This window comes from Qipengyuania atrilutea (genome assembly GCF_013370205.1).
GTDB lineage: Bacteria > Pseudomonadota > Alphaproteobacteria > Sphingomonadales > Sphingomonadaceae > Actirhodobacter > Actirhodobacter atriluteus.
In genome coordinates this window covers 13,745-29,850 of sequence record NZ_JABWGV010000002.1, presented here as the reverse complement: position 1 = coordinate 29,850, position 16,106 = coordinate 13,745, and the positions used below count along the sequence as shown (strand labels likewise).

Annotated in this window: 12 protein-coding genes; 6 read left to right on the top strand and 6 right to left on the bottom strand. The window is 49.9% G+C overall.

All coding sequences use genetic code 11. From position 1 onward, the window contains the following. Window positions 1–62: 62 nt before the first annotated feature. On the bottom strand, window positions 63–1,412 hold the full coding sequence (locus tag HUV48_RS05180; protein ID WP_176266748.1) for a lipid II flippase MurJ: 1,350 nt from the start codon (window positions 1,410–1,412) through the stop codon (window positions 63–65). Between the two features lie 135 nt (window positions 1,413–1,547). Here HUV48_RS05180 and HUV48_RS05175 point away from each other — a divergent pair, with 135 nt between their 5' ends. Together HUV48_RS05175 and HUV48_RS14645 are read left to right on the top strand one after the other, a co-directional pair. After that, a complete protein-coding gene (locus tag HUV48_RS05175) occupies window positions 1,548–2,816 on the top strand; it encodes a nucleotide sugar dehydrogenase (RefSeq protein WP_176266747.1) in 1,269 nt (422 codons plus the stop codon). A 55-nt stretch (window positions 2,817–2,871) separates the two neighbouring features. After that, the gene (locus HUV48_RS14645) at window positions 2,872–3,441 is read left to right on the top strand and encodes a sugar transferase (RefSeq protein WP_176266746.1); all 570 of its coding nucleotides are present in this window, start codon (window positions 2,872–2,874) and stop codon (window positions 3,439–3,441) included. Window positions 3,442–3,475: 34 nt separating this feature from the next. On the opposite strand, the gene HUV48_RS05165 is transcribed toward HUV48_RS14645, so the two are convergent. Together HUV48_RS05165 and HUV48_RS05160 are read right to left on the bottom strand one after the other, a co-directional pair. Continuing rightward, window positions 3,476–4,339, bottom strand: coding sequence for an NAD-dependent epimerase/dehydratase family protein (locus HUV48_RS05165; protein WP_176266745.1), 864 nt, complete (start codon window positions 4,337–4,339; stop codon window positions 3,476–3,478). Beyond that, window positions 4,336–5,460: a glycosyltransferase family 4 protein gene (locus tag HUV48_RS05160; RefSeq protein ID WP_176266744.1), complete on the bottom strand. Its 1,125-nt coding sequence runs from the start codon at window positions 5,458–5,460 to the stop codon at window positions 4,336–4,338. The genes HUV48_RS05165 and HUV48_RS05160 overlap by 4 nt, the downstream gene beginning before the upstream one ends. 48 nt (window positions 5,461–5,508) lie before the next feature. Between HUV48_RS05160 and HUV48_RS05155 the strand changes: the two genes are divergently transcribed. After that, a complete protein-coding gene (locus HUV48_RS05155) occupies window positions 5,509–6,639 on the top strand; it encodes a glycosyltransferase family 2 protein (RefSeq protein ID WP_176266743.1) in 1,131 nt (376 codons plus the stop codon). Window positions 6,640–6,676: 37 nt separating this feature from the next. Here HUV48_RS05155 and HUV48_RS05150 read toward each other — a convergent pair whose 3' ends face one another. The 3 genes from HUV48_RS05150 to HUV48_RS05140 are packed head-to-tail and all read right to left on the bottom strand — an operon-like array spanning window position 6,677 to window position 10,427. Next, window positions 6,677–7,795, bottom strand: coding sequence for a glycosyltransferase (locus HUV48_RS05150; protein WP_176266742.1), 1,119 nt, complete (start codon window positions 7,793–7,795; stop codon window positions 6,677–6,679). Window positions 7,796–7,800: 5 nt separating this feature from the next. After that, window positions 7,801–9,444 (bottom strand): right-handed parallel beta-helix repeat-containing protein, encoded by a 1,644-nt coding sequence (locus HUV48_RS05145; protein ID WP_176266741.1) that lies wholly within the window; start codon window positions 9,442–9,444, stop codon window positions 7,801–7,803. A gap of 20 nt (window positions 9,445–9,464) precedes the next feature. Further along, window positions 9,465–10,427, bottom strand: a complete 963-nt coding sequence (locus tag HUV48_RS05140; protein ID WP_176266740.1) for an EpsG family protein — start codon at window positions 10,425–10,427, stop codon at window positions 9,465–9,467. Between the two features lie 95 nt (window positions 10,428–10,522). Between HUV48_RS05140 and HUV48_RS05135 the strand changes: the two genes are divergently transcribed. The 3 genes from HUV48_RS05135 to HUV48_RS05125 all read left to right on the top strand — a co-directional run bounded on the left by HUV48_RS05135 (window position 10,523) and on the right by HUV48_RS05125 (window position 15,757). Then, a complete protein-coding gene (locus tag HUV48_RS05135) occupies window positions 10,523–11,644 on the top strand; it encodes a glycosyltransferase (protein ID WP_176266739.1) in 1,122 nt (373 codons plus the stop codon). Window positions 11,645–11,765: 121 nt separating this feature from the next. After that, complete coding sequence (gene asnB / locus HUV48_RS05130; protein WP_176266738.1) at window positions 11,766–13,724, top strand: asparagine synthase (glutamine-hydrolyzing); 1,959 nt, start codon at window positions 11,766–11,768, stop codon at window positions 13,722–13,724. A 179-nt stretch (window positions 13,725–13,903) separates the two neighbouring features. Then, on the top strand, window positions 13,904–15,757 hold the full coding sequence (locus HUV48_RS05125) for a polysaccharide biosynthesis protein (protein WP_217906702.1): 1,854 nt from the start codon (window positions 13,904–13,906) through the stop codon (window positions 15,755–15,757). Window positions 15,758–16,106 lie beyond the last annotated feature (349 nt).

The window sequence follows — 16,106 nt, the reverse complement described above, 5'->3', positions numbered from 1 at the left end:
GTCGGCGCAACGTCTTCCGGGTCGAAGATGTGTCCTAGATCGTCTGCCGGGTAAATCTGATGCTAACTGCCCACTTTAGACCGCTGCGCTTGGGATATAATTCTCAAGTGTAGAACCTGTATAATGGATACGACGACCACCGATGCGGCAAGCCCATATAGGCCTAATAAATGAATTAGTAAAAATCCGATTGTTACTTTAGAAACGATCGCGCTGACAGCGACCCAGGCTAGCAGTCTATAATTGCGTTCGACGATTTTCTGCTGCGAATATAACATGGCCAGTAAATAAAATGGTAGCTGCCATGACAGTATCGCGAAAATTTTTGCAACTGTTATCGTATCTTCACGCCCAAACGAACCTCGCTCGAATAACAAAGATACCATGGGCACAGAAAACGCAGTACAAATGATCGACAGACCAAGTCCGAAACTACCCAGTGCCCAAGCCCATTTTCGGATGAAACCGTCCACGTCCTCGGCATTCTGCGATCGCAGCACGGCGATTGCAGGCAAGAGAACGCGCGGAACAGCCAAGGCAAATAACGAGAAAAGAACTGCCTGAATACGGAGCGCGTAGCCGAAGCGGGATATCGAATTTGGGCCAAGCCAAGCGACTATCAGTTGGTCGAGTACACTTGTCGTAGATTGCAGTAATTGAACGCCAATGATCGCCAGCAACGCGGGTATTAAAGGGCGCCAAACCGCCATTCGCAACTTGATCCGTGGAAGATATAAGTCGCCCCTCCGATACAACGAGATTGCCGTTAGCACCGACTGCAGGAAGAAGCCGCCCGCCGTCGCGGCAAGGAGGGCGGTAAAGTTATCGTCAGTCAGTATGAGAGCTACAGCAATGCATAAGGCCGGTGACGCGTCGTAAAGGGTATTACTATGTATGTTTCGCGCCATGAGGCAGGCACCGCCACAATAGGACAGAAAAAGAAGCGGCAACATTACCCAGAGCCAGCTGACCGCCGTGATAGCTAGATCTTGGCTTTCCGAGGGCAGACCGGACAATGGGCTTGATACGTACGCATACAGTGCCGCGCCGGCAATCGGTCCCAAAACTAAGCCGGCAACGACTGAAAGTCCGAAAAATTCCGAAAGAAATGAGGCGGCTTCTTCCGATTCGTTTCGCTCTAAATGGATGAGATTAGGAATAAGGATGGCGCTTGTGGCAGCCAGCCAGATCGTCGCTGGTAACGACAGCAGATTGAAGACGAGCAGGTAAGCATCAATTCGCGGCCCAGCGCCGAAGTCTGATGCGATCGCTACTTCTTTTGCAAGCCCGATTAATTTGGCGATCGCAGCCAGTCCCGCGACCAAACTAAAGGTGCGCGCGGATGAAGATAGCCAAATTCTGTTTGCTAACATTCGTGGCATTAGGAATTGCGGTCTAACTTCGCTCATCATGGGAGTTCGGTTTTGCGCTTGGTTCTCGGTCGAACCAGCAAGAACTTTCTATTAGCGAAAACACGCCTTGAGTATAGAAGGTTATCAATCTAGACGCGCGCTCCTACCAAATCTCACCAAACTAGGAGCGTGGTTGTGACCCCGCCAAGCAACGAAAAGATAGTCGTAGTCGGCCTCGGCTATGTAGGGCTTCCACTCGCGGTTGCTCTCTCCCGGACGGGGGAATGCTGGGGTTTAGATATCGACCAAACACGCATCAATGAACTTCGCAGTGGATATGATCGGACGGATGAAGTTTCTGCCGAAAATTTGAACGCAGCCAGGCTTCACTTGACGAGTGATCCGAACGACTGTCCCACTGCTAACATTTATATTGTCACAGTACCTACTCCGGTTACTGGCGATAACAAGCCTGACTTGTCTGCGATGATTGCCGCGACGCAAAGTGTCGCAACGATGATTGACCCGGTGCTGAAGCCTATAATAATCTTTGAAAGTACGGTTTACCCCGGAGTAACCGAGCATATCTGCGGGCCGGAAATCGAACGGATGACAGGCCTGACAAGCGGGGTCGATTTTTTTCTCGCTTACTCTCCCGAGCGGATAAACCCCGGCGATCGAGAGCATACTGTAGATCGGATAACGAAAGTTGTGTCGGGCCAGACCGATGCGACATTGGAACGCGTGGCTGATCTTTATTTACGCGTTACAACAGGCGGAGTGCATCGCGCGCCATCGATCCAAGTCGCGGAGGCGGCGAAGGTGATCGAGAACGCTCAGCGCGATATCAACATAGCATTCATGAACGAGATTGCTCAGATTTTTGGCAAACTCGGCCTATCGGTTTACGATGTTCTTGCTGCAGCAAGAACCAAATGGAACTTTCTGCCGTTCACACCAGGGCTTGTAGGGGGTCACTGTATCGGCGTGGACCCATACTATTTAAGCCATGTGGCAAGGGAAAATGGGGTGGATCCCAAGGTGATCTTAGCAGGGCGCTCTACCAACGATCAAATGGCGAACTGGGTAGCAGATGCAGCGATTGGAAAAGCGCGTGCAGAGCGTATTTTGGTTCTTGGGCTTACTTTCAAAGAAAACGTTCCTGATCTGCGTAATTCCAAAGTCGCAGATCTCGTGCGGGCACTATCCAATCACGGAGAAGTGTTCGTTCACGATCCGCTGGCATCCACTGAAGAGGCGTTCGAGGAGTACGAGATCCAGCTTCACCAAGGTGAGCTAACAGAGACGTACGACTTAGTGGTTCTAGCAGTGCCGCATACCGACTACGTTGAACAGAATGAAAAATTGCTCATGCTCGTCGGCGACAAGGGCCGACTTTTCGATCTTAAAGCAGCCGTCTCGCACCTGCGGCTAGAACTAGGCGAGAGATATGCAAGTCTTTAAAAGAGGTTTTCACTTGAATAACACGCCATCAAGACTTCTTTAGGTGTATTTTAGGATGATTGGGAAAAGATTTTTCGACTTCGTGATAGCACTAGTCCTCATCCCGCCAAGTTTTGTAATTTGTTCTATGTTGGCCATTCTGATCGTATTGATCGACAAGTCAAATCCGATCTTTGTCCAGTGTCGCGTTGGGTGTAACGGCGAAACATTCCGATTGTACAAGTTGCGGACCATGCGGAAGGATGCCTTACAGCTTCCAAGCCATCTCTCCTCCACTAACGAAATCACTCGATTAGGGGCGTTTCTACGAAGGACGAAGGTTGATGAGTTACCCCAAGTTTGGAACGTTCTGCGCGGCAAGATGAGTTTCGTTGGTCCCAGACCCTGTCTTCCGCAACAGATCGAACTGTTAGAAAAGCGCGAATCTTTAGGTGTACATACGCTAAAACCCGGCATCACTGGCCTAAGCCAACTTGCAGGGCTGGATATGTCGCAGCCAGAGAAGTTGGCGCTTCACGACGCGCAGTACCTGCGAAAGTGGTCTTTACGCGATGATATAAAAATCTTGTATCGAACAGTCATCAAGCGTGACCATACTGATGTTATTGGTCGTACTAGCAGATAGCTTCGTATTAAAATATTGACCTTTCGCCATCCGCTCAAGAATCTTCGACCGGCGCGAATTCGATGTTCGATTTTACTGAATAGGGGGGGGTCCATCCAATATCGATCAGTTCATTAAGTGAGCTCCTGTGCTTTTCTGACGATGTGACTGTTAAGGGAGAAAGGCTATCAATAAATGGCACAGGAAAAAGAACTAGGGGCTTTCTCCGTACTTGCGCAATCGATCGCGCCATTTCCTTGAGAGAATAAGGCTCCATGTCTACAGGCGTCAGGATTAAGTGGTTTAGATTAGTGCTATTGCATAATTGTACGGCTAACGAACGAAGATTTTGGACCCCGAGAAATCGCCGTGGTCGCTTCGCTAGGGCGAAAGGGAGCGGTATTTTACGCTGGACGCAAGAACTTAACTTTCCGTACAAACCTTTTGCACCGCCACCATAGACCGGAGGCAGGCGCAAGATGACTATCCGCATATCGCCAGCGCTATCTAGGATTGCGCGTTCGGCCGTATACTTTTCGGTGCCATAGATGCCCGATGACGGGTATTCCGCATATATTGAGCTGGCATAAACGAATGTCTTCACGCCGCAGGCAGAACTGGCACGCGCAAGATTTCCGGCTAGTGCAACCCGTTCGTTGGCTATCGGCGCCCTACGATTGGAATTCTCCGCAAAGTGAAAAACTGTATTTATGTTCTGAAGACTATTTTCAGATGTCAATTCGTCATAATGTTGTATCGATAATTGAGTACAAAAGGGCTGGCTCGAAAGGGTTCTGCTGCGGGAAACGGCTACGACATTGCAGTTTGATTCGCACAAGGCGTCAACCACATGCCTTCCTATATAGCCGCTAGCTCCTGTAATCAGTATGCGACGATCTTCTAGTTTATCTTGGTTCATGTCTTTTCGAGCGCGCGTTCATAAATATCCAGATGGATTTGAGTGACTATTCGGATGTCAAATTCTTTTTCGGCATGGCGTCGCGCAGCTCTCCCCATTTGTTCCCGGAGCGCAGGGTTTTCAACAAGCGCGGAAGTCGCTTCAGCCAAAGCGTGTGCGTCTCGCGCTGGGACCAACAGTCCGGTTATGCCTGGGATGATCGCATCGCGGCAACCTGGTACGTCACTCGTGATAACTGGCCGCCCGGCCGCCGCTGCATCGATAAGACTTTTTGAAAATCCTTCACGATAGGATGGCAGAACGACGATGTGTGAGCTGCCGAACATTTCATTTGGATCGCTGCTGAACGGCTCGTATTCAACTACTCCTTCGGCAACCCAGTCTGACAGTTCCGACAAAGATATCGCAGTTGGGTTCTGCTCATCAATTTTGCCTTGCAGTCGGAAAACGACATCGCCGTGTTTTGTTTTGACGAGCCGAGCAGCCTCAACGAACTCCCTTACGCCCTTGTCGCCGAGCAACCTTGCAGGAAGCAGTACGACTACTGATCCGGTCGGTTCTGAGCGGACGTCAATTTGATCTAGATTTACACCCGACCCCGGAATCAAGACTAAAGCGGGCCATCTGATTGATCCATTTTCGAGCAGGAGATCCCTGTCACTCGTATTTTGAAAAATAACTGTATTTCGGTCGGAGTTGAGCGATAGGGCGTACCCTTTGCCTACCAACCAGCGAAGGATTTTGGTTCTCAGTGAGCGGCCGATAAATGCAAAACCTAGGCCAGATACCGCTGCAACAACGGGAATGCGAAGTATTCTCGCCGCGATACCTGCAAGAATTATCGGCTTCGCCGTAATCAAATGCACCAAGTCTGGCCGTATGGCCTTCACGATCGAAAAGTAAGTAAAGAACAGCCTCATCTGGCTAATAACGGAGTTTCGTTCCCGGACTGTGTCGGTTTCTACATGTTCAATCTGGTACTTTTTCAACACGGTTAAGTCGGGCCACGGCGGAGAAACTATAATCGTTCGGTAGCCCTTAATCCTACAAGCAACAGCTAGGTTAAGACGATGGGTAATAAAGAAGTTCGAATCATTTACTATGAAGGCAATTGTTGTCATACGTAGATATCAGAAATGCTCGGTTACTTTCAGAGATGTATTAGAAACATGAAAAAAGCGCAAGCTGGCCAAGAACTGCCTTTGTTCACGGTGTTTACCCCGACTTATAACCGTTCAGCAACACTTACTCGCCTCTTTCGAAGCATTAATGTCCAAAGCTTTCGGGACTTCGAATGGCTTATTGTCGATGATGGCTCATCAGATGATACAGCAGCCGAAGTAGCTAAGTTTGCAGCTATTGCAAGTTTCCCACTTCGCTACGTTTGGCAACCAAATGGCGGAAAGCATACGGCGATCAATCGGGGCGCGGCGCTGGCTGCTGGCAAACTTTTTTTGACAATTGATTCGGATGATGAATTGATGCCGACCGCTCTAGAGATTTTTAATCGAGCGTGGAGTGAGATACCGATCGACCGAAGATCTGAGTTTGCTGGAGTGACTGCCCGATGTATCGATGCGGGGGGAAAGTTGGTTGGTGCTCCCGCACCGCACGATGTCGTTGATTCTGATAGCGCTCGAGCGACATTCATCTTGGGCATGACTTCCGAGCGAATAGGTATTATTCAAACTGCAATATTAAAAAAGCATCCTTTTCCAACACACTTACCGACCAAATTCATCCCTGAAGGTCGCCTGTGGCTCGAGTTAGCGCAGGAGTATAAAACGCGGTTCATCGAAGAGCCCGCTCGCGTTTTTCACGATCATGGTGAGCCGCGTCTCAGTCAGTTAAATCGCGGTATGCGCGCGTACGGTGATTATGAGTATTATCGGTTTGCTCTTCAAAATTACGTATCTTGGTGGCCAGTAATACCCAAAGCGGTGGCGAAGTTTGCGGTTGGGTTACGTCGAGCTGAGCTGCATTTGGACTTCCGCGCGAACAGGGACGGACTTTCCAAATTGGCGCGCGCTGGATTGCTTGCCGCTTCACCGTTGGCTGCCGGACTGTATATTCGCGACATGACACGACTTCATGGACGTCTAGGCTGCGCCGTAGCTATTTGCCGAACGATATTGCGTGGTAAAACTCCTCGGAGTATCGCACGCGCAATTGCGACTTTCGTGAAGAAGAGCGCCGACAGCCGGTCGATTTTGGTATATTTGGAGGGCGAGGAGGTAACCGTCAAAAGTTCTGACGATAGTTATGAGCAAATTCTGTTCGCCCATAGGAGTCGATGGTAAAAGCTTTGCTCACAGCTTTCGCCATAAGGGAACGACTTTACTTCTGAGGTGGTAGACCGAGGACGCGAAGATATTCATCAATAGCGTAACTTTCCCTGAAGGCAATTTGTCGTGCGGTCGTGTCAGTATTGGCCCCATCGATTGCCTTCTCGATCGCAACGCTCATCGCATGGGGGTCACCTACTGGGACCAACTGACCCCAGCGACCTCGTTCGAGAATTTCCTCCGGACCCGTCGGGCAATCAGTACTGACCAACGGTACGTTGCAGTGAAGTGCTTGGACTAACGCTCCAGGAAGGCCTTCGTAACGGGATGAAAGTACAAATACAGAGCAATGCGCCATGTAATCAACCGGGCGCTTAACGAATCCGGGCATTTCGACGTCGTCTTTCAAACCGGCCCTTATAATCTCTCGCTCTAAGCTGGCGCGGTCCTCGCCTTCGCCTAGTATTATAAGTTTTGCTGTTCGCGTGGTTCTTAAAATAGCGAACGCTCGCAAAAGTGTATGAAAGTCTTTTTGCGCCGTAAGCCGTCCGCAACCTATGATAACAGGCGACGATGCGCCTTTATTCAGCCAAGGATGAGGAGGTGGCCCCCGCAATGCTCTTAAGATAGTCGCGCGCTCGACCGGATTGAAAATAGTTTCAATTTTGTGCGGAGAAAGACGTAATTCACTAACTAGTTCATCCGAAATCTTTTTCGCCACAACTGTAATTATGTCTGCCCTTTTGTAAAGTAGGTGCATCAGTAAACGAGTAGCTCGGTCCTTCACGCTTTTCTGATAGAGTCGGGAGGCCGAGAGGCTTACCCTTTCACTTATAACCGATCTTACAGGTGAGCCAGACATAAGTATCGCAATCAGCCCAGCTACGTTGGCATGACTAAGGCCGCTTAGAAAGCATCTCGGTCGCTCCTCCCTCAAATAGGAAGCGAGTGCTCCGATGCTTTTAAAGACGCTGGCCTTTCGAAGATTGATGATACGGACTGATTCGTCTACCAAAGGGATATATGGGCCTGTTGCGTTCACGAGAACGAGGTCGACTGAATATCCGCGGGCGGAAAAGCCATTCGCGAGTGTAACGAAAACTCTCTCGGCACCCCCGCCCTCGAGCGAAGGAAGATAAACCGCGATATCTGCGTGCGCCCGCTTTCGCATCGAGGTTACTTAAGAAATGACCTGACGACAGCGGTACTAAATCCATCAAACTCATTCTCTCTGATAGATTTACTTATAGCTTCAAGGCGTAATGCGACTTCGCCATTCCCTTGCAGGTAATTCTTTTCGATAATTGCGCTTGGTGCGATTACCCGGATTGCCCCCTCCCAGTCCGTATGTCTGATTTCTCTGAACTGGTTTCTCGTGATAAGCGTCCTTTGGCCAACCACCACCAAAACCGCTCCCTCGCTGCCAACAATCGTATTATCCGTAAATTCAGTTTCATTTCCGGCCAAGGCGATTGCATGGTTACATATGCTTGGGTGGGCTGTAATGTAGGCCCGACGGAGGGCGCTTCCTTCACGACCAAGTCGCGCTATCGCGACGCTTGAGTGCTTACAGACTAAGGTATCCACCTCAACAGGGGCATAAGCATTTTCATGGACGTAGATTAGAGGTGCTTCTGAGTGAGCGCTTGCAACGTCCGCAAATTCGGTGTCAACAACACGTATTCGTATCGCGCTCATCTGTCTTTTCGCTGCTGGAAAGTCAATTGCGCCGCGAAATGCCGTCGAGAGAAACCCCGTGATCTTTGAACCGGTAATAAAACCAGATTCCGCTCCAAACGAAATCGCTCCCAAGCGATTGCTTCGAAAGCTGCAGTTCAGGACCTTTATATTACGCGGCGACGCTACTGTAGCAACCAGAACACCAAACCCATCATTCTGAGCGAAATCTACGTTCTTCAAAGTAATGTCACTAATAGCTCCGTCTGGCGCCCCGGCATCACTTTCGAGATCTATGCCGGCTCCCGGAGCGGTACCTTGCGTGCCACTATAATGGCCTCCATCAATTACACCATTTCGCGCTTCGATGATAGAACAACCCTGCCGGTAGCTTCCATCTACTGAACAATCTTTTAACAAAAAGTCACTGCAGTGCGTGTCAAATTTAGCTGGTTCAGCCGAATACAAAAAGATGCCATCACAAACGGCATTCCGTACCCGAAGTCCGATACACGAAAACTCATGGCAAGATTGAAACGTAACAGAATGAGCGTGAACCTCTGCGGCCTGCCGAGTATCCCGGGCAGCATCGAGAGTCAGTCCCATTAGCTTGAATCCAGTGCATTGGGAAAAATAGAGCATTCCGAAACCGTAGGCCACGGGCGTGCCGCCCTTCACAGTGATAGATCCTCGCCCCTCAACGACAAACTTCGATCGGTTCGCCACGGCCACCATCGCCGAGATATGGTAGGCGCCATCTAAACGCAGTGTGACGCCTTCGCCCGCAAGTTCAAAAAGCTCTTGTAATAAAGCCGTGTGATCAATCAATCTCTTGCCATTCGCGAGCATCTCGGGCGTTGCAACCAAGCCCTCTCTAACCCACGCCCCCTCGCGCGACCCTTTCAATGCTGACCGCACATACAACAAAGAATTTGAATCGCGTTTTATCCGGTCAGAAAAATTTCCTGTTCTCCAAATGAAAATCCCGCTTCGATATTTGTCATTTAATTGGACCCGGTCCCGAGAGATTGAAAGCTGCTCTAGCTCGTCAGTTGAGTAGACAGTTCGCGTAACAAACTTATCCGATCCCGCTGCCAGAATAAATGGCGCGACCGACATGAACTGTAAGATCGTACGCCTCATGGGATCGACTAAACGATGCACTATCCATTCGCCCAAATTACGAAATAAATCGTAGAGAAAAGAACATATTGGAAATAAAATAGATGACGGCGCTCTTTTGGCACATCTTGACTAAGGACTGCTAGTGCTGGGATGGCTACCGACACGAAGCGGGCCCCATATTCCCCGGCAAATATCGATGCAATAAACATCATTATGTTAAGTACAAAAAAGTAAAAGTTAAAATCGAACTGCTTATTGTTTCTTAATATCATGTAGCTGACGATGAATGTGGACCAAGCGATACCTAGCAATATGCCTGAAGTTTGGTCTTCTAGTATAAATGCTCGGTTATCATCAATGGCGCTCAAAGCGGCGTCCCGGAAAAAAGCTAACGTAAGTGCGAGCGCAAACAATACCATGAAAAACACCGCATACCTTTCGGTCAACCATACAATAATGCGAGTTTTCTTAGTGAACAAATACAGATAATACAATGAAAGGAAAAGAAGAAAAGAGGTGTGTATTGAGGCGGCTAAAAGAAATAGAGGAATTTTAGCGTAGTGGCTCTTGGCCTGAACCGCGGTAAAAAAGAGCCCGCAGGCTAAGCCCGACCTAAGTTGCTCGACAATCAAATGTATGAACGCTGGATTTATAAAGAAGATTAGCGGAGCGGCAGATCTGCTCTGTCGCAAGACATAAGTACTAATTAATAACAAAGAAGCGAAGCTAACGACCAAGAAGCTTGTCTCGATATCCCCAAGCTCGCGCCACAGAGCATCGAAGCCGTAAACCCACGTACCCTCAGACAAAAAGAAGCGCAGCCAATCTAAATTAATTACCGAGAATAAATACCAGCCACTGGAAAAGCCTTCTCGGTAATTGGACAAGTCAGGGAAATTGTATGGAAAGCGTTCTAGCCAATCGACAGCGAAAAACACTCCGCAAAAAAGGAACGCAACGGCGACGGCCTGATAGGTGCGGTTGATTTTAAGTGACGGCATACGTGGTGTACCTTTAGACCGCGGACATCTGCGCGATTGTCGGCTGCCCTGCAAGGGTTTAGGGCGAGCTAGCTCCGGAGAAGGTAAGGTTAGGTGTGGGTGTTGCTTTGCGCGTTTTGCATTTCATATCAGGTTTAGGACCGGGGGGCGCTGAACACATGCTTGTCCGGCTTGTTGAAAATACGCCGGAATTAAATCATCACGTACTCAGCCTTACTGGCCCAGGAGAACTGTCCCCCGCACTAGAGGCTGCTGGAGCGGTCTTGCTTGAGGGCCGAAAGCGGGAAGGGCTCTGGAATACATTCTTGCTGCAAACCGCAAAAGCCGTGCGCACCGTCCAGCCAAATGTCATTCAGGGCTGGATGTACCACGGAAATTTGGCCTCTCTTTTTGCCGTACGAACTCGTTCAAAGCAACCATTAGTATGGAACATCAGGCAGCAAGTGCCAATTGCTCAAACCGCAAAGTTACATCAACAGGCAGCCATTCGCTTACAGGCGCGCGGATCGCGTTTTGCCGATGCGATAATTTATAATTCCTCCGCCGCAGCTTGCGGCCATGAAGCTATCGGCTTCAAACCCGCGAAGCGTAGGTTGATACCTAACGGTTTTGATACGAATATTTTCCGTCCCGATAGCGAAGCCCGCCGTTCAGTTCGGAACGAACTTGGGCTATCAGATGACACACTTGCGATCGGACTGGTGGCTCGCTTTGACCCGTGGAAGAATCACGCTGCCTTTTTTTCAGTATGCGCGCGACTCCTCGAAAGTCGTGATGATTTGGTCTTTGTCTTAGCCGGAAAGGACATGACGGCAAATAACCCGCATGTAAATTCGCTCGTATCGCGCATTCCGTCACGAAACCTCCGATTGCTCGGCGACCGCCGCGACGTGCCACGAATCGTTTGCGGCCTTGATATTGCTACCAACGTATCTCTTGGTGAAGGCTTTCCTAATGCTGTTGGAGAAGCGATGTCATGCGCAAAATTCTGTGTAGCCACACCTGTGGGCGCGACGCCGACTTTGATAGAAAACTGCGGACTGATCGCATCAGGAACAGATGAAGCTGAAATATACTTGGCTCTGCTACGAGCTGTAGATATGGGACATGATCAACGCGACGCGGTTGGAAAAGCGGCTCGCGTCAGGATACAAAATCATTTCAGCATCCAGGCTGTTGCGCAGCAGTACGCCGAACTTTATCGCGAGCTTGTGTGATCTTTTATCTCAGTTCTTAGATCGCTCACCGGCTGTATTTTCATTAACGATGGCGGCGCCCTCAAAGAGGGGCAATTAGAGGGTCCCTCTGGCGTCGTCGGACGAATAGGTAAGGTTGCTCATGTGCGGGATCGTTGGTTTCATTGGTGTGGCACAAAATAACGGCGCACTTTCGGCGACAGTCGAAGGCATGGCGCGTCAACTCGCGCATCGTGGGCCGGACGATGCGGGACGGTGGACAGATCCGCGTCACGGAATCGCTTTAGGGCATCGCCGGCTGTCGATAATAGACCTGTCTGGTGCGGGTCATCAACCAATGATTTCGCGCTGCCAGCGCTATGTGACGGTATACAATGGAGAAATTTACAATTTCAAAGAGCTAAAGGCCGAACTCGAAAAATCCGGTGCCATAAATTGGTCTGGGCATTCGGATACGGAAGTTATGTTGGAGGCAGTTTCAAGGTGGGGTGTTCGCAAAACGTTGCCTCGATTGAATGGCATGTTCGCACTCTCGATCTGGGACAGGCGGGAGCGCAAACTGCATCTCGCAAGGGACAGATTTGGCGAGAAACCGCTTTTTTATGGTCGATGCGGCAAAAGCTTTTTGTTCGCGTCGGAACTAAAAGCCTTAAAGGCACACCCTGATTTCGATCCGACCATAGACCGCAATGCGTTGGCGTTGTTTCTCCGGCATAATTACGTTCCGGGGCCTTTTTCAATTTTCGAAAAGGTAAAAAAGCTTGACCCCGGAACCCACCTTGAGATTGATGAAGGCGGATCCATCGTCCAACAATCACAATATTGGTCTATGGAACAAACCGTCCTTCGCGCGCGAGCTCAAGGGGTCCGAGAGGGCGACACTGTTTCGAGGCTGAATGAAATTCTTAGTAAGGCGGTCGAACAGCGCATGCTTGCTGATGTTCCGCTTGGTGCCTTCCTTTCCGGCGGCATCGACTCATCTTTAATTGTAGCCTTGATGCAGAGTATTTCGGAACGTCCCGTCAACACCTTCACTATTGGATTTACATCGCAGGGCTACAACGAAGCCGACGTGGCGGCAGCGGTTGCGAAGCACCTCGGGACTAATCATGAAGAATTGTACGTTACACCGAAAGACGCTCTGAATTTGATCCCTCAAATCCCAGAATTCTGGGACGAGCCGTTCGCTGATTCCTCTCAGATACCGACCTTTCTGGTCAGCAGGATGACGAGACGGCGCGTTACTGTTGCGTTATCCGGTGACGGTGGAGATGAGCTATTTGGCGGCTATACTAGGTACATCCTAGCCAATCGACTCTTCAAAAATTCCCGAAAGCTACCGACACCAATTAGAAACGCAGCCGCAAGCATTCTCGAGCGTCCGAGTACCGCAATTGCTGCCCAAGCGATGGTCAACAAGCTACCAGCAAAATTCCGGCATCAAGGTTTACGCGATCGATTGCCTAAGGTTGCTCGCATACTCAGCTCTGAAGATATAAGCGACGTTTACCGACAGTTGGTGTCTCACTTCGACAATCCATCGGACCTACTTATCCGTGGTGAAGAGCCGCCGACATATCTGAGCTGCGGTTTAAGTGGGGAGCTTTCCAATATCGAAGCAATGATGTTAGCCGATACGCTAACTTATCTTCCCGATGACATTCTAACGAAGGTCGATCGAGCAAGCATGGCAGTTAGCCTTGAAACAAGAGTTCCCTTTCTTGATCCGCAGGTGGTCGAATTTGCTTGGCAAATCCCGCTGGCTGAGAAAGTAACTGGTAATTCTGGAAAAAAGATCTTGCGCAGACTGCTTTATCGTTATGTTCCGCAGCGCATCGTTGATCGTCCGAAGATGGGATTCGGGATTCCGATAGGCGATTGGCTGCGTGGACCGTTACGTTCCTGGGCTGATAATTTGCTGGAACCTAGGCGCCTGCTGGAGGAGGGCTTCTTCAATCCAAGTGCGGTCACAAAGATTTGGGAAAGACACTGCGAAGGGTCGGGGCATCATCAATACCAAATCTGGACGATATTGATGTTTCAAGCTTGGTTGGAAAAACATCGTTCCGAAAATGTTATCCCTGTTATTCAACACAACTAGAAACAATCTAGAACACGAAGCAGTCTCGCTGCCTTAAGCGTCGAAGTATGTACCATCTTTGAGAACCTAAACAGTATAAAAAGAATACTTTTTGAGTTAAAATCACAATGAACCTACCTCCGTCTTATGTAAGAAAAATTCTTGCGCTTCCGCGCTGGTCTAAGCGTCTAGTGGTAGTCATGCTTGACGCAGTTTTGTGTTTTGCCAGCGTAATGCTGGCCACGTACTTGCGTTTAGGCTTCTGGCCTCCAGTAGATGACGCGATCCTTTTACCTACTGCAATCGCCATCGCTACGGTCGTTCCTTTATCGCTCATGATGGGGGGATACCGGGCGATTTTTCGCTACGCAGGGAGCGTGTCTCTTTTTTTGAGCGCGAAAGTAGCACTGCTACATGGATTTATTTTCGCGACAATATTCACTTTTATAGGCGTTGATGGTGTCCCAAGAACGGTCGGCTTGCTCCAGCCATTGATTTTAGGCTGCATGATGGTGATGCTCCGCGTTGTCGCGAGTTCCCTCCTGAACCGTTCGATCACGTTCCCGTGGCAAAAGACCAATGTGCCCACCGTGCTAATCTACGGTGCGGGTAGGGCCGGACGCCAACTGGCGTTGGCGATACGCGCAAGTGGAGAGATGAATCTCGCTGGCTTTATCGACGACGACCTTTCACTCCAGTCGCGTACATTAGATGGGATTCGTATTTATAACCCCACTGAACTTCATACTGTTGTTTTAGAAAAACAAATTACAGATATTCTACTAGCTCTTCCTTCGGCTGGTAGGAGTAGAACGCGCGAGATCGTCGAGCAACTGAAGCAATTCAATTTGCACATTCGAACGCTCCCTAGTTATTTGGATTTGGCGCAGGGTAAAGTTTCGGTCCTCGACCTAAAAGAACTGGAGATCGAGGACTTGCTTGGTAGGACGGCCGTTCCGCCTGATCTGGAACTGTTGCAGAGGGCGATTACCGGAAGAGCCATCATGATTACCGGTGCCGGTGGCTCCATCGGTAGCGAACTATGTCGTCAAATTGCTGCAATGCAGCCATCCGTATTGATCCTGGTCGACCATAGCGAGTTCATGCTATATTCCATTGAGCAAGAACTGAAACGAGCGGCTGCTTTGAAGGACGGCGCTGGCTGCAAACTCGTTTCGATACTTCGTTCGGTGACGGACGAAGCGAAAATGGATCGCGTAGTTGCGGAATGGCGTCCTGACTGTATTTTTCATGCGGCTGCGTACAAACATGTACCTCTTGTCGAGCAGAATGCCGTTGAAGGTGCATTCAACAATATCATCGGAACGCGTACCATGGCGGATATCGCTATGCGCCATGGAACCGAGGCTTTTATCCTCATCAGTACAGACAAGGCCGTTCGTCCTACAAGTGTGATGGGCGCAACGAAGCGTGTTGCGGAATTGGTCCTGCAGGCAAAGAGTTGCAACGGCGCGAAAATCGCTACGCGCTTCTCAATGGTGCGGTTCGGCAATGTTCTAGGTTCAAATGGTTCCGTCGTTCCGCTCTTTCGCAAGCAAATTGCTGAAGGTGGTCCTGTCACTGTGACCCATCCCGACGTGGTCAGATATTTTATGACGATTCCGGAGGCTGCTCAATTGGTGATACAGGCCGGAGCGATGGCAACGGGCGGTGAGGTTTTTCTGCTCGACATGGGCGAACCGGTCAAGATTGTCGATTTGGCGCGCAACATGATCGAGCTATCCGGCATGACGATGGCTGAGAATGGACAATCAGGAGATATAGCTATTGAGTTTGTTGGCCTTAGACCTGGCGAAAAGCTTTTTGAGGAACTGCTGATTGAGGATGACGCGATGCCTACAGATCATCCTCAAATTTTGCAGGCACGGGAAGTCTCTCTTTCTTCTGAAGAGCTCGGCAGCTTTATGGCTAGACTAGAGCGTGCAATAAAAGCGAATGATGAAAATGCTGTGCGCGAATGCCTCAATGAGGCAGTCCCCGATTATCGCCCCGCGCAAAAACAGGTTACCCTAAAGGCGGTTACTGCGGCCTAGTAGTTATACGACCAGGCGATGAACGCTTACGTATTTCGTCGTCGGTTTTTCCGAAGACAGTCACGATATCGGCGCTGGGATCGTAATCTTTATCGATTCTGTTGCGAAGCCTAGATTCGATCCGGTTCGGAATGCGGGTCGAGAGGCGTAGTGACAAACCTCGATCTTCCGCGTTTCTTTCTGCCCTCTCGCTTTTTACGTCATCGCCAGCTTGCGGTAGCCGCCGCACCTCAAGTCTGTTCGCTCTCGGGTCTAGCTGATCAGCGTTTGACCTAGCAGTGTCGTCTTGCGCCCGGGCATCGGGCGAACTCGGCATTCCCGACTGTGCCAACGCGCCGCCGTTTCCAGT